This window comes from Nostoc sp. DedQUE08, assembly GCF_034530895.1.
Lineage (GTDB): Bacteria > Cyanobacteriota > Cyanobacteriia > Cyanobacteriales > Nostocaceae > Nostoc.
In genome coordinates, this window is sequence record NZ_JAVRCD010000013.1 from 17,517 (window position 1) to 31,457 (window position 13,941).

At 39.7% G+C, this 13,941-nt stretch carries 14 protein-coding genes; 9 read left to right on the top strand and 5 right to left on the bottom strand.

Translation table 11 applies throughout. The features are described from left to right. Position 1 precedes the first annotated feature (1 nt). Positions 2 to 532, top strand: a complete 531-nt coding sequence (locus RMY64_RS11145; protein WP_322700050.1) for a hypothetical protein — start codon at positions 2 to 4, stop codon at positions 530 to 532. A 155-nt stretch (positions 533 to 687) separates the two neighbouring features. On the opposite strand, the gene RMY64_RS11150 is transcribed toward RMY64_RS11145, so the two are convergent. The 4 genes from RMY64_RS11150 to RMY64_RS11165 all read right to left on the bottom strand — a co-directional run bounded on the left by RMY64_RS11150 (position 688) and on the right by RMY64_RS11165 (position 3,796). Further along, positions 688 to 1,062 (bottom strand): hypothetical protein, encoded by a 375-nt coding sequence (locus RMY64_RS11150; protein ID WP_322700051.1) that lies wholly within the window; start codon positions 1,060 to 1,062, stop codon positions 688 to 690. Positions 1,063 to 1,260: 198 nt separating this feature from the next. After that, positions 1,261 to 1,671, bottom strand: a complete 411-nt coding sequence (locus RMY64_RS11155; RefSeq protein WP_322700052.1) for a hypothetical protein — start codon at positions 1,669 to 1,671, stop codon at positions 1,261 to 1,263. A gap of 391 nt (positions 1,672 to 2,062) precedes the next feature. Continuing rightward, complete coding sequence (locus tag RMY64_RS11160; RefSeq protein ID WP_322700053.1) at positions 2,063 to 3,292, bottom strand: ParM/StbA family protein; 1,230 nt, start codon at positions 3,290 to 3,292, stop codon at positions 2,063 to 2,065. A gap of 12 nt (positions 3,293 to 3,304) precedes the next feature. Continuing rightward, entirely contained in the window at positions 3,305 to 3,796 is a 492-nt protein-coding gene (locus RMY64_RS11165) for a hypothetical protein (RefSeq protein ID WP_322700054.1), read from the bottom strand. Between the two features lie 1,087 nt (positions 3,797 to 4,883). Between RMY64_RS11165 and mobV the strand changes: the two genes are divergently transcribed. From mobV to RMY64_RS11200, 7 genes are all read left to right on the top strand, one after another. After that, positions 4,884 to 6,590, top strand: a complete 1,707-nt coding sequence (mobV, locus tag RMY64_RS11170; RefSeq protein WP_322700055.1) for a MobV family relaxase — start codon at positions 4,884 to 4,886, stop codon at positions 6,588 to 6,590. Between the two features lie 107 nt (positions 6,591 to 6,697). Beyond that, positions 6,698 to 8,326 carry an ATP-binding protein gene (locus tag RMY64_RS11175; RefSeq protein ID WP_322700056.1) on the top strand — a complete coding sequence of 543 codons (1,629 nt, stop codon included), beginning with the start codon at positions 6,698 to 6,700 and terminating at the stop codon, positions 8,324 to 8,326. After that, the gene (locus tag RMY64_RS11180) at positions 8,323 to 8,892 is read left to right on the top strand and encodes a DUF192 domain-containing protein (protein ID WP_322700057.1); all 570 of its coding nucleotides are present in this window, start codon (positions 8,323 to 8,325) and stop codon (positions 8,890 to 8,892) included. The genes RMY64_RS11175 and RMY64_RS11180 overlap by 4 nt, the downstream gene beginning before the upstream one ends. Before the next feature lie 100 nt (positions 8,893 to 8,992). Then, positions 8,993 to 9,319, top strand: a complete 327-nt coding sequence (locus RMY64_RS11185; RefSeq protein ID WP_322700058.1) for a hypothetical protein — start codon at positions 8,993 to 8,995, stop codon at positions 9,317 to 9,319. A gap of 238 nt (positions 9,320 to 9,557) precedes the next feature. Further along, a complete protein-coding gene (locus RMY64_RS11190; RefSeq protein ID WP_322700059.1) occupies positions 9,558 to 10,658 on the top strand; it encodes a hypothetical protein in 1,101 nt (366 codons plus the stop codon). 8 nt (positions 10,659 to 10,666) lie between these two features. Then, on the top strand, positions 10,667 to 11,365 hold the full coding sequence (locus RMY64_RS11195) for a hypothetical protein (protein WP_322700060.1): 699 nt from the start codon (positions 10,667 to 10,669) through the stop codon (positions 11,363 to 11,365). 217 nt (positions 11,366 to 11,582) lie between these two features. Then, positions 11,583 to 12,176 (top strand): DUF6753 family protein, encoded by a 594-nt coding sequence (locus RMY64_RS11200; protein WP_190936547.1) that lies wholly within the window; start codon positions 11,583 to 11,585, stop codon positions 12,174 to 12,176. 4 nt (positions 12,177 to 12,180) lie between these two features. Here the strand turns inward: RMY64_RS11200 and RMY64_RS11205 are convergent, their stop codons facing one another. After that, entirely contained in the window at positions 12,181 to 12,834 is a 654-nt protein-coding gene (locus RMY64_RS11205) for a response regulator transcription factor (RefSeq protein ID WP_322700061.1), read from the bottom strand. Positions 12,835 to 13,091: 257 nt separating this feature from the next. Between RMY64_RS11205 and RMY64_RS11210 the strand changes: the two genes are divergently transcribed. Next, on the top strand, positions 13,092 to 13,862 hold the full coding sequence (locus tag RMY64_RS11210) for a sensor histidine kinase (RefSeq protein ID WP_322700062.1): 771 nt from the start codon (positions 13,092 to 13,094) through the stop codon (positions 13,860 to 13,862). Positions 13,863 to 13,941: the final 79 nt, after the last annotated feature.

The following is a 13,941-nucleotide window of genomic DNA, read 5'->3' on the forward strand; positions in this document are numbered from 1 at the left end:
TATGTCAAGAATTAAGCGTTGGATAAATATGAATAAAAAAGAGTTCAATACAGATGGAAATCTAAGAGATGAAGTAAGACAACAAAAGCTATCTCTTGGCGCACATCCAGAAGCAATCGATGATTATGCTCGTAGATTAAAAGAAGAGTACGACGAGTGGAAGCACCTGGACGAGACTGACCCAGAGCCGTGGCCAATCTACACAGCCTACGATTTCTTCACTGAACAAGAGAAAAGGGAATTTAACCCTGATGGTTCTCTCAGACCTGAATATTTAGAATACGCTCGAAAAATTGGCATCAGTGAAGGTGCGCTGGAACAGCTTGAGTGGCGTAAGAAAATAGAAGTTGATAATTTCAACAAAGTGTCTGCTAAACACGCAGAACAAGGTATTAACTTTGGTGAAGAACGGATGAAAGAAAGGATTGAAGATAGCAGAACTTACGTTCAACGCCGACAGCAGATGGAGCAAGACCTGCGTAACTTTGAGGATGTTGACAGTTTGCCTTTCGACAGAGACACAGCATACTAGGCGGGAGCTATGCAGAGCGAGTGATAATATAAGCTGAAAGCATTATCAAACAACGCTCTCAGCTTTTTAGTGGCATCCTTTTACATCCGCAATTGCTCCCCTTGTACTGAGCGTAGCCAAAGTATTGCAACTGTGCGAAAAAGCGAATTGTTTGGTTAATTGGCTTGCCGTTCTATAGCTGGAGGGATTACCGCAGGAGATCGCACAACTGACTTGTTGGAAGCGGCAGCAAGGAACGCAAATATTCCTAAAATAGCAAAGGACGTAATAATCACTTGCTGTACGGATGCAAAGACCGACTTTTCTTTCTCCTTTTGGACAGTAATGCGATTGAGATTCTGTTGAAATGCCGAGAAATATAAATAATTCAACACTTTCTCACACAAGGTAGGGTCTTCACCTCTCTGTACTTTCTGGCACAAGAGAATTTCTAGATGCTCCCGGCGGCGATCGCTTGTAGATAAATCGCGCTCGTCCCACAGTTTTACTTGGGTTGTATCTAAAGGTCTATCAATACCTAATAAAGTCATAAATATGTCCTCATTTAATTGTTGGGTTAGTTGAGGGGACAGGTGTAATTGGCTTATCGATTACACCCTAGTGTGCTTTTTGAAAAATGGAACTCATATCTAACTTAAGAAGTTTAGATATGCTTTCAAAAAAGAACTAGCAACTTGAGTACTGAAAAAATCAAAACTCAGGTTGCTAGTAAAGTTTGAGAATGTATGCTAAATTTCCCAGTCCAAATCTTCAGTTGGAGATGGAGATAAAATCTGTGCCTTGGGTGGTGGCTGGGGTGTATCCGGCTGCAATGGGTTCGTCCCATCCTGAAATATTTCTTGTGCCAGAGTCCGCCCATCGCCGTCAATGTCACTGCTCAAGAAATACTCCAAAACCTGTGGTGTAGCACCATCACGAGCCGCTTGTGCCAATAAGCTTTTAATGAATTGCGGGGATGCCTCACTATCAGCCAGAATCTTTAAGGTCTGTTCGGCATCTTGGACGGTCATCTGAGAAATATTTGTTACACCCGCTTCTTCCCAGACATCGCCAAAATACTGACGATATTGCTGATTGAAGTCTTGCTCTTGGGCGAAACGGGCTAATTCTTGTACTTGTAATTGTGTCGTCTCTGACATATCAATTGACTAAGGTTAATGAACAGGAGTCAGGAGCCAGGAGCCAGAATTCAGAAGAAGGTTAAGCGAGTAGCGGATAAATAAACGGCGTTTAAGACCCCCACTAAATCGGAGATTCAGTGGTGCAATAATCAAGCGGTGGGTCTGAATCCCCCACTCATTAATTCTGACTCCTGAATTCTGACTTCTGAATTCTTCTTCAATTGTTCGCGTTTATTGTTTGACTCAACCATCTTGAGCAATTGTTGATTAAGCGGAGGGAAACTCCATTCAAAGCCAAACCCTTGCATTTGTTAGCTTTGGCGATGTTAGACAGACATTCTGTCTAACATCAGACAGCATTAGTCGCAACAGTTGTCGTACAAATGCAAACTAATCTAAATCCAACACCCTATTTTTGGCTTGTAGTGATATAACCGTTCCTTTGCCAAATCTCCATGTCTGTTTTAGAACTCTTGAATGGTTGAACATAATAATCAGGAACTAGGGGTTTGTCTTGGCGGTCATAGCTCAATTCATGATCCAAAAACTTGATATGGCTAATATGGGATGCCCAAGCATCGGCTATCCTATCACCTAGTCCCATTGTGTCTAAATATTTAGGTAGTTCCATTCCGCCATTCCAACAAATGGGGATGCCTTCACCATCAAAATGTTCGGTTAGCTCTTGGCGTACAAAGGATGCTGTCCCACCACAAACTAAGATTTCATCCATTTGGGCAATATTTCTCAACCAGCGCCATAAAGCACGGCAGTACTCTTTGCGAACTATCGGTAAAATCCGACAAAACAACTCTACATCAGCATTGATTTCTTCGGTTCTGGTTTTGCGTGATAGAAACCGCAGTGCATCAAAATTGTTATTCGTGGTTTCGGCTAAGGCTGAAATTAGGCGTAAGTCATCTTTTGATAAACCGACGGCAGTACGTTCTACAAACTGATGTACCACCCAGTTCATCCCTAAATCTGTAGATTCAGCTTTTATTGCATTCCCCTTGTGCGACAAAATAAAACTGGCATTACGATAGCCTAACATCAGCATTCCTATACTCTTTTGGAAATAGTTTATGTTGACGTTGCGACTGCGATATGCCATGATACCCGCCCCTTCTGGACTGACATCAAAGCTACGTAATTTCGCTTTTAACCTCCCTGTTGGCATGATTATTCCTGTTTTTAAGTTCTGTGCTAGTTTTGCTCTGAGCGTTTGCCCATCCGACGCTTCTCCCACTGGCAACAGCAAATGTACATATAGCTCTATATCTGGGTTTTTCACTCCCAGCCGCCGAATTGCCAACCATAACATAGCTGCTACTTTCGGTAAGGCATATTGATACTTCAAATCTCTAATAGCTGATGTCCCCGCGAACATACTTTTGGCTAATGCTCCCAGGACATAATATTCTTCGCCAATTCCTATCCATACCGTCGTATCTTGTACGAGTTGATTTGACAAATATTCTATTGACTCTATCCCTAAATCCGCTATTTCTGGTTCCATTGCTAAAACTATTGGAACCCCATCTGGATAAATCTGTGCTATCCCCTTCTGAAAACTTGTCCCTAAATCAATAGTTATCGCAACTTTTGTGTAGTCTTTAGAATTATTCTTTTTATTCATCTTCAGCCCCCCTCAAGGTTTGTCCCAGCCAAACATCCGCTTAATGTCGGTCATCTCTTGATAGTTTTGTGAGGAAAGAAATTCATCGTCATCGTCATCTTCATGGTCTTCATGTTCCTCATCAGTAGAACTTATTTGCCCATCTCCTGAAGTAATCCCTAAGACAGATAGACTATCTGATGCCACTATGTTTGATGCTTGCATTGATATATTTGATGTCACCACTAGTGGGTCTGGTGCTATCCCGCAAGTTCTCCGAATCATACTAATTTGTGCTTCTAGTTGACTAATTGCCCAAATGCCAATCTGTCTTAATTCTTCTCCCCTCAGCCCCGAAGAAAACAAGGCTAGAGGTAGCCAGTGTTTTTTTAGTGTCGATGTAATTGTTTCCGAATAATCTTCCTTCAAATTTAAAGGCTTTGACCTCAAGTAATCAATTACTTCTGCATCTGCACTGTCACTCGGTCTTCTAAATGACACTACTCTATATCTAGAATCATTCATTTTTTTTGACTAAAATTCTGATTAGCGTAACGCGCTTTCTTAAAATTATTACACTAATTTTTATCGCCCAGTTTTTTTATTTTTATTTTGATACTGCCTAACTTAACTAAATTTAATATTTTTGCTTCTGAAATTTATGTTGTCTGCCTAAATAAAGGATTTACTTAATAATGGATGCAGATACAACGCCGCATTTTTTCTTCTAATCCTTCACTTAGTCCCTCATTTTTAAATCCCTACTAATTTACCGGGGTTTTATTTGCTTTTACGTGGTCAAAATGTATTACTAATCACAGTTACAAATAGCAGACATTTTGCACCTAAAACCCCTATTTATATACAAAATGTCTGCTATTTTGCACCGCTTATACACGCCTTTAACTGCTATAGCTGTCATCAAATGTTCATAATCAGGTACAAAATGTCTGCTATTTTGCACATCGCTTTTTTGAAAAATTGCCCTCTAGCACTTACTCCAAAAAGCTTTGAGGCGATTTGTCCAGTTTCTTCTATTCTCAATAGGCTTGAAATTATTGAGAATTCGTACTACAAAAATATTGTTTTTGTACTTCAAAAAACAGTTTTTTTCTGTTTTTGCTACGAAACACTACTGAAAATTACAATTTAGCGATGATTAACTTCGAGCGACTGCCAAAAAATTCCGTTGTCAACCATTTCACTCTCAAGTAATTCTCGAAAAATTCTGTGAGCAGCCCATTCATTCTCATTAATTAAGACTTATTGACAAAAAAAATAGCCCATAAGCCTTGCTATTGCGTGGTTTTTTAGTACAAATTACAGAAAGTCGGGTGTTATCTACTTAGGCTGAATCTGTGTTAAGAGTGACTGTGCTACTAGTGGAATCTTGGGAATAGCGGGAGAATTGCCTGTGAAATGCCTCAGAACTGCTGTAGGGTGGCTTAAGATAGTCGTACTTACTACGGTTATTTGCCCATTTTCGCATCTGAGCGATTTGGCTTTAAAATAGGCGTGAAATCGAGAAAAAACAGCAATAACTTGAGTAATATTTGTTTCTGGGTCAGTTAGCCCAAAAACTTGTATTTCCAAATTTTAGTGTAGATAAAAAATGGCATACGCGATCGCGCGATTAAAAAAATTAAAGCGGGGTAACATATCAGGGAGTGCATCTCACACTGCACGAGAAAGAGAAACCCCTAATGCAGATCCCACTCAAAAAAATATTCGGTTCATCGGTAGCCTCAACCCAGAGGAACGACTAGAGGATTTAGTCTTAGCCAAGATAGGGGACTCGGAGCAGAAGCGGAAGATTCGCACTGATGCGGTGTACTGCGTGGAGTTACTGTTGAGTGCATCGCCCAGTTATTTCCGTCCCGACTGCCCCACCCAAGCCGGTTACTATGAACCCCAAAAACTGGATGAATGGCTAGAAGCGACTCACCAGTGGTTAGTGGATGAATATGGTTCACGCATTGTCCGCGCCGAGTTACACCTGGATGAAGCCACACCCCATATTCACGCTTATTTTGTGCCTTTGGATGATGAGGGACAGCTACGGTGCAATTATTTCTTTGACGGACGGCAGAAAATTCATGAGTTTCAAGATTCTTACTACCAGACAATGCGGTTAATTGGGTTGGAGCGCGGCATTAAAGGAAGCAGAGCAAAGCACCAGGACATCAAGGATTTTTACCGCATTGTGGAGGAAGGGCGCGATTTAGAAGTTGATGAGCTAAGTGCAGAACATCTTTTAGCCAAAGCTGCCGACCGAGACAGGGCGAATCAACGTAAGCAAGAGATGGAAGCTACAGCCAAAGCTCTCTCACTTGAAAATGAACTGTTACGGCGACAAATTGCACAATTAGAACAAGATAATCAATCAATAAAAAAGCTTATCGAGTGGTCAACTGATTTAGCTTTAAATGATGTTGCTTGGGAGTTAGGGCTGTGGCGTAAAGGGAATGAATGGGTAGGAGGAAGCCACATCATTAATATAGATGGCTCTAAATTTAGTGACCTTGCTCCCGGTTCTCATTTTGAAGGTAATCATGCAATTGATTTAGTGAAACACGTTAATCAATGCAACCAAGTCCAAGCGATCGCATGGTTAGGGGAGAGATTTGGTGAAGTCGGCGCAAAACGTGCAGCGAGCGCTCATGCTCAAAAAGTTGCGGCTGATATTATCCAAACTCAACCAGTACCGCAATTCACCCCACCCGTTGAAGATAAAGCTAATTGGTCAGTCGTTGAACATTACCTCAAACAGAAACGAGGCATACCTTCTGATTGCGTACAAATGTTACATAACCAGGGGCTAGTTTATGCCGACTCAAAAGCAAATGTTGTGTTTGTGATGCGGGATCTCGACGGAAAGACCAAAGGGGCTTTCTTAGAAGGTACAACCAATAAATTTTCTGGTTATGAATTAGGTACAGTTCGCCGTGATAGCTGGTTTTACTTTACTTTGGGGAAAAAGCCTAGCGAACAAACTAGTACTGTCGTGCTGTCTTTTTCTCCCATTGATGCCATTTCAGTAGCCATGCTGGAATATCTCTTTAAAGGAATACCAGAAAACAGAACAGTTTACATGGCAGCAGATGACACTTCAAATTTACCTGTTGAAAGATTACGTAATGTGACTCATGTACAGGTAGCTTTTAGTCAATCAACAGTGGCACGGGCTGTTAAAGAACTACTGCCACACTCGACTCAACTCAAGTGCGAAAGTCGGGATTGGAATACGCAGTTAATTAATTTCTCCCATCAATTGCAACAACGTTATTCACAACAAAACCACGAGGGATTAGAGCTATAGTTGCAAAAAAGTCAAGCTACTCTAGTACCGATTTTTTCAGTACCAAAGTAGCTAGGAAAGAGTTTTAGCTATCAATAATATTGGGGTGAAATTTAACTAAAGCCCTAATGAATAATGAGTTAACAAAACAAATATTCTCTCTAATCAAACTTAACAATAAGCTGATAGCTGTCGAGTCTCCATTACAAGAAAGACTCAAACTTTTGACAAATCTCGCCCTGGAATGCCAGCAATACAACATTAACTGTTACCTGTGGACGCTGGAAGATGACCAACTACACCAGTTATCTACTAATGAGGAGGTATTAAGTTTACAAAGTGTTAACCAGTATCAGGCGATCACCAAAAACAGGCACGAACATTACTTTGAAATTCTGCGGTTTTGGAAAACTACTGATTTATCAGGAATCCTGATACTAGAAGGTATATTCCCTTGGCTGGGAGAGTCTACCATTGACCCCGATTTCTTCCTGACTTCCGAGTGGATTAAGTCTGCCCTCATTAACCTGAAGCTTTGCAATCATAAGACTAATAAGACAGCGATTCTCTTAGGGTCAAACGCCACCGTGTCATCTGACATTGCCCCCGAAGTTCCGACAGTCATTCAACAACTGCCAGCTATAGAGGAAATAAGCAGTTATTTATCCCAAGTATTACCGGATTACAGTCATGGCGATATTCATGCCACGGCGAACGCCTCAATAGGCATGTACTTGGCAGACATTGACTATGGAATCAGACAGGCAAGCGCTCCTGGTGAAATTAAACCGGATGAGTTAGTAGAAAAACTGTCCGCTTACAAAATCGAACTGTTCAAGCGGATTTATAATATTCAATTTCTCCAACCTCCAAGCACACCCATTGGTGGTTTAGAACTGATCCAGCAAGCGTTTAAAACTTATAAGCGCCTTCTATCCTCATTGGCTAAAGCTTACAATCTTCGTTTACCCAAGGGGATTTTACTAATCGGCCCACCGGGAACAGGAAAATCTTACTCCGCTAAAGCAAGTTCTGCACAATTAGGGCTACCTCTGATTTCAGTAGAGTGGAGTAGTTTCCGCAGTTACGGTAATTTGGCTGAATATAAACTCAAGAGTTTACTCGCACTGGTAGACCGAATCAATCGTGTAATTTTATACCTTGATGACTTTGATAAGGGATTCGCCGGGGATGATGATTTATCTAAACGCCTCGCTGGTATGCTTTTGACCTGGATGCAAGAACGTACTAGTGAGGTTTTAATTATCGCTTCGGCTAACAATATTCAATGGCTACCACCAGAGCTAACCAGAAGTGGACGCTTTGACGAGATTTTTAAGGTGGATTTACCCAATTATGGAGAACGGCACGAAATATTCAAGATTCACTTAGCCCGTTTCGATCCTCGTTTCCGTGATCGGGGCGATGGCTACAGTGAACAAGAATGGAAAAGGTTACTCAAAGCCACGCAGCGATGTGTGGGGGCGGAGATTCAAGCCATTGTTGAACGTGCCGCCGTCTTTAGTTTCTGTGAAATGTTTGGTGATGATGTTGCACCAGCTAGCGAACTGCCATCACTTGAGATTACATTGTCGGCATTGTTGGCTGCAAGGCAGAGTATGAATCCTCTGGCCATCCGCGAAGCTGACCGAGTTGAAAGTATGCGTAACATTGCGGCTTTGCATGGCCTTCCATCTAGTCCAATTGATTCATCTATATATAGTCTCGGCAACGTTGATATTTTTGGTGAAACATGAAAACTTTAAAAATTAATTCTGAAAAGGATTTATACGTTGCTGCTTCCAAGTTACTAAACATACTAGGCCCCCTAGCTGGAGTATCAATTATCATTGGCACTGTGGCGCTCGGTTACGTCCAAACTCGTCCCCAGGATTTACCAGTTACGCACCTTCTCACGAAAGGCAATCGCACATTTAAGCTCTCAGTCGCCTCTACACCAGAGCAATTAGAGAAAGGGCTGAAATTTCGAGCATCCTTAAACGGCGACCACGGGATGTTATTCAACCTGGGCAGAGAAATTTACGACGTGCCTTTCTGGATGTACAAGGTAAATTTTCCATTAGACATCTTTTATCTTAAGGACAATGTGGTGACAACTGCGGTTTACAATGCCCAACCGTGTTACAAAACCCCTTGTCCCATCTACAAGGGGAAAGTTGCCTCCCAAGTGCTAGAGCTAGTAAAAGGCACTGCCAATATCAAGGTTGGCGATCGGCTTAACATCCAACCGTTATCAGTTTTGCCTAAGAATAATATCAGTGTTGACAGAGGCAATTCTTTGAGAATCAAAAATAATCGCTAGTAATTGTATAACGTATTTTTGAAAAATCAAGAAACCATAGTACTGAAAAAAACAGTACCTAAATAGCTTCGTGTGTTGAATCAAATATGGCAATCTATTTATGGGAAGAGTATGGACATATTGGGAATTTGATCATCCTTTGGGTAACACGGTGCGAGTAATCTCTACCCCACTAGGGTTAGAGATATTTGCCGAAGATGTGTTCAACGTCGTTGCAGCAGAATTAAATAACGAAAAAATAGTACTGATGAATATTCACAGTCAAGAACGTTATGTAGTTATTGAAGAAGAGGTAGTAAAAATAAAAACTTTAAATTTTACAGCCATCAATACCTTGAAGACGATTGTCAAAGCTGACTTGATTAATAAATTTGTGCATTGGGTACGAATTACAATCCGACCGATATTTCAAAAACAGTATCTGTAAAAAAATTGCAAATTGCCGATAGCGTAGCGTAAAGCCTGCGGCATGGCTTCGCTTAGAGCGACTGTGCGTAGCGTCTTGTAGATAAGAGAATTGACGATAGCGACACGGAAAGCGACGTAGGAGCGTCTTTTAGATTTATTCTGCCCACTTTATTGCTGGGCTTGTACCAAAAACATTCAATCTCCAATCTGCCCTATTCAATCTCCAATCTTCTCGGTCAATATCAAAAGGAAGAAGAATGATGACTATTAAGATAGCCAACGATAATAACCAAAATACTAGCAACAATCTGGCAGATCAACCCTTTACTAATACACAGTTTAACAATATAGCACCCAACAATGCGATAGAAAAAGACACTAGTAATATAGATCCCGACAGCCCAGTGCCCGACAATATACCACCCAACAATGTGGCAGAACAGAACATTATTAATACAGATACCGACAGTCTAGCACTCAATAACGTGACAAAAGAAAACACTGGTAATACACAGTCTAATAATCCAGTATCCAAAAAGAATAATAAGAATACCAACAATAAAACTAATCCAGAAAAGCTAAGAAAATTAGTAATGGTGACAGGAGATAAAGGAGGTGTTGGTAAGTCAACGTTTGCCAGGGGTTTAGCGCAAACTTACATAGATAATGCAGTAAAATTTGTTGGGTTAGACGCGGATAATTCTAATCCACACTTGATCAGATTTTATGAAAAAACTGCAAATATTCAACGTTTAGATATATCTAATTCAGATAAATTAGACGAATTTGTAGATAATTTAAAAGAATTAGTCTATCCCAAATCAAAAGAATCTGGGAAATATCGAGATTCACAATCTTTGATACTACTAGAAACGCCATCACAATTTCTGCCAACTTTAAAAATTTTAATAACCGAGATGGGGTTTTTAGATGTAGTAAATAATAAATGTAAGATGCAGGTAACTATAGTAATAGTTATTAGTACAATAATTGATTGTATAACTCAACTACTAGAACTATATAGTTTCTGCGGCGATCGGGTTGATTATGTAATAGTAAAAAACTTGTTTTATGGAGAGACAGAACAGTTTACTTTTTATAATAGTTCCGAAGAAATAAAAGTAATTGAACAGCAAGTAAAAGCAACAGGGCATGATTTCACAAGTATAAATATGCCAAAACTAGCGAAAAAATCCTACGATTATTTAGATGTGGAAAATTTGACATTTAGACAAGGACTTGAACAAGATGAATATCCATCTGTATTTGGTAGAGTCTTAAGCTGGCTGAACAATTTTAAAGGGCAAATAAAGCCAAAAAAAGATTTATTTGGCATAGAGAAGATTTTATCTGAATAGGAATAAAGATGTCAAAAAGAATGATTATAACTGTAGGAGATGCGCGGGTGGGTAAGTCTACAGTTATCAAGCTATTGCTAGAAATGTTCGCCCAACAAGGAAAACGGATAAAGGTTTATAACCAAGAATCATTCCCTGTATTTCAAGCTTATGAACATATAGCAACCATTAAGAAGTTTAATTTATCAAATGACGATGCTGATGCAATAGCAGATGACTTAAATCATCATGACTTAGATGTGATGATTGTTGATATGCCCGGACAAGATATTGAAAAAGTAATTCAATATATCGAGAGTGCTAGCTTATTTGAGGTTGTAGTAAAATTTGGTTGGAATTTAACATTTCTTCAACCTATTTCTCACAGGGAAGACTGTATATATTACTTAAATGCAATCATCCAGAACGCGACCACTAACGCTAACTACGTGGTAGTGAAAAATTACCATTTTGCGCCAGAGTTTAGAGAATATGAGGAGAAGATGCGGAAAAAGCTGTTAATTATAGGAGGGACAGAAGTAGAATTAATGGCTCTACATCGGAATCATTATCAAGCAATGGAAAAGGCTGATAAACCATATTCACAAGTTTGCCAGGATTTCTCAATAATTTTATTTTGGAGAAGCTTCATTTTTCAGTGGATTAAAAAGTTTCATCATTCAGTGATGAATAACAATTTGGCTATTAAATATCTAGGGCTTGATTGATGACCAAAATTAGGGTGTAGGGTATAGGGTGTGGGGTGTAGTGTTTAAGATAATTAAATTTTAGTTGCGTCAAGGAGTTGAATATTTTCTTGATTCCCCAATACCTGCAACCCCACACCCTTTCATCCAGTAATACCAGGGATTTACGCTTAACAAGCGTGCCATTCCCCCACTAATTTTCCCTACACCCTACACCCAACCCCCTACACCCTACCTTATGACACTACAAGACACATTACAAGGCTACTCCCCATCAGAACAAAAACGCATAGTTGAAGGGGCATATCAACTAGGAATTACACCAGATGATCCAGTTTTTAGGATGATGGCGACACTAGGCAGATATGAAGAAACGATCATAGACCTCCAGGCAAGAATGGAGGCAATGATAGAAGCATGGGCGGCACTGATAGACCAAAAACTGGAGAAAACAAGCAAACAAGCCGAGTCAATGCATTATACAGTTGTGTCAAATGCTGTACGTGATGAGATCAAAAAAAGCAAGCCCACCGGCACAGGCATGAAAGTGCAGGCAGGCTGGGGATTGGGGACAGTATCTCTTGTGTGTGGATTAGTCGCGGCTGGCAGTACCTTGCTGGGTTCGCTGACCACATGGAATCTGGTACAAAATATAGGAACGAATCAGTCAGTAGTAGTCTCACGTAACGAGATAAAGATTCTCCAATGGGCAAAATCCCAAGAGGGTAAGCAAATGTATCAAATAATCTTGAAGAATCAAGCAGCAATTGAAGCCTGTCAAACACAGCAGAGTAAAACCCAGGGCTATTGTTTAATTCAAGTAGGTAAGTAAGTAGCTAACCTACCTTCAGGTAATCTTGTTCGATGTATCCAAGTTTACTAGCTTCAATCAGAGCATTGACGCGATCCTTGACATCTAACTTCGCAAAAATCTTGTTAATATGGCCTTTAACGGTACTTTCAGTAATAAATAACCGCTCGGCAATCAGCTTATTAGAAGAACCATCTGCCATCAAAGAGATAATTTGCATTTCAGTGGCACTAAGATGATCTTGGTAAGTCTTACCCTTAATTTTCTGCTGGAAGAAGAAATTATTTCGGCTAATATCAGGGTCAAAAAAAGACTTGTTATCGTAGAATGTGGTTTTAATTGCTTCTAAAATCAGAGGAACATTATTCTTTTTGAGAATGTAAGAATCAGCGCCGGCATTTAAAGCTGATTGAACAGTGCCTTGAGAAGAATGGGAAGAAAGGACAACAATTTTAGTCTTGCTATTGACTTTGACCTCTTTGATCACTTCTAGCCCCGATATGTCGGGTAAACCAATATCCACCAAAATCACATCGGGATTTAATTCCTTAACTAAATTAATCCCTTCAATACCAGTACGAGCAACGCCGACCATTTCCATATCTGGTTGTTGATTGATAGCAGTAGTGATCCCCAACCTAATGAGTTCTTCATCCTCAATGAGCGTTAATCGAATCATAGATCACTTCGATTATAAGATGACTCAATATTTATAGCATAGTTGTTGGTGTTAAGCCTTTTACTTTTCATGTCTGTAATATAAAATAAAAGTAATCAAAAATCTTTCCAGATAAATGAAATAAACTTTAGTACTAAAGTTGGATTGGATAATTTCTTTTTATAACTAAAATAAAAGTATTCTCAAATCTTGTAGACATAATTAGCACTTATTGATAAAAGTAGCCAAAATCACCATCTGTCATTGGAAACATAGTTATGCAACAAGAAGTTTTAAGCATATTAGGTTTGTTACACGATGTTTCAAATAACTATCAAGGAGCATCGTTAGTTTTGAATCAGATAATTGATGGTGCTTATGGACAGTCTTTAGAAGAGATTAAACCGTTGCTGATAGCTTTACAACAAACGCATGAGCGAGGGGTGAGTTTGATTCAATCTAAAAGAACTGCTTTTTTTGAACTAAATCCAGTGACAGCGCAGCCGTTTGATATGTTAAGTTTTTTACAAAATAATTATTCTCGATTCAAACCAATAGCGCAGTATCATTCCTTGAATCTCCACTATGAAACTCAATCATCATACAAGCATGGAACGCAAGTACGAGGTGACAGCATAAGTATTGACAGAATGCTGTGTAATCTGGTGACAAATGCTATTAAGTACACTCTTGCCGGAGATATCTTTTTAAGGCTGCTCAATCAAGAAAATGATTTAATTATTGAGATTGAAGATACTGGCTGTGGAATTGCCGCAGAACAACTATCAAATATATTTATCCCATTATGGCGAGCGCCAAATAGCAATTTATTACATCAATCAGGGATGGGATTAGGACTGTACATCGCCTTATGTGTGGCTCATGCTCATGGTTTGACGATAAGCGTAAACTCGGTAGTTAGACAAGGAACTAAATTCACCATTATATTTCCTTACAAAGATGACGGGATCTATGGGGTTGATGGTAGGATGTTGCCATTCGTCACCAAAACAAGTCGGAAGTCGGAGTTCGGAAGTCGGAAGTTTTGAGTTTAAAAAGGTTTGAAGCTCCTAATTTTAATCATGGAGAAAGATCAGAATTATGGTGAGACAAGAAGAAGTATGAAGT

Bases quoted from the DNA above. Each gene is read 5' to 3' on its own strand.
- RMY64_RS11200 (WP_190936547.1), top strand. From the start codon at position 11,583: ATGACACTACAAGACACATTACAAGGCTACTCCCCATCAGAACAAAAA.
- RMY64_RS11180 (WP_322700057.1), top strand. From the start codon at position 8,323: ATGAAAACTTTAAAAATTAATTCTGAAAAGGATTTATACGTTGCTGCT.
- RMY64_RS11190 (WP_322700059.1), top strand. From the start codon at position 9,558: ATGATGACTATTAAGATAGCCAACGATAATAACCAAAATACTAGCAAC.
- RMY64_RS11160 (WP_322700053.1), bottom strand. From the start codon at position 3,292: ATGAATAAAAAGAATAATTCTAAAGACTACACAAAAGTTGCGATAACT.
- mobV (WP_322700055.1), top strand. From the start codon at position 4,884: ATGGCATACGCGATCGCGCGATTAAAAAAATTAAAGCGGGGTAACATA.
- RMY64_RS11165 (WP_322700054.1), bottom strand. From the start codon at position 3,796: ATGAATGATTCTAGATATAGAGTAGTGTCATTTAGAAGACCGAGTGAC.
- RMY64_RS11205 (WP_322700061.1), bottom strand. From the start codon at position 12,834: ATGATTCGATTAACGCTCATTGAGGATGAAGAACTCATTAGGTTGGGG.
- RMY64_RS11175 (WP_322700056.1), top strand. From the start codon at position 6,698: ATGAATAATGAGTTAACAAAACAAATATTCTCTCTAATCAAACTTAAC.
- RMY64_RS11185 (WP_322700058.1), top strand. From the start codon at position 8,993: ATGGGAAGAGTATGGACATATTGGGAATTTGATCATCCTTTGGGTAAC.
- RMY64_RS11145 (WP_322700050.1), top strand. From the start codon at position 2: ATGTCAAGAATTAAGCGTTGGATAAATATGAATAAAAAAGAGTTCAAT.
- RMY64_RS11150 (WP_322700051.1), bottom strand. From the start codon at position 1,062: ATGACTTTATTAGGTATTGATAGACCTTTAGATACAACCCAAGTAAAA.
- RMY64_RS11210 (WP_322700062.1), top strand. From the start codon at position 13,092: ATGCAACAAGAAGTTTTAAGCATATTAGGTTTGTTACACGATGTTTCA.
- RMY64_RS11195 (WP_322700060.1), top strand. From the start codon at position 10,667: ATGTCAAAAAGAATGATTATAACTGTAGGAGATGCGCGGGTGGGTAAG.
- RMY64_RS11155 (WP_322700052.1), bottom strand. From the start codon at position 1,671: ATGTCAGAGACGACACAATTACAAGTACAAGAATTAGCCCGTTTCGCC.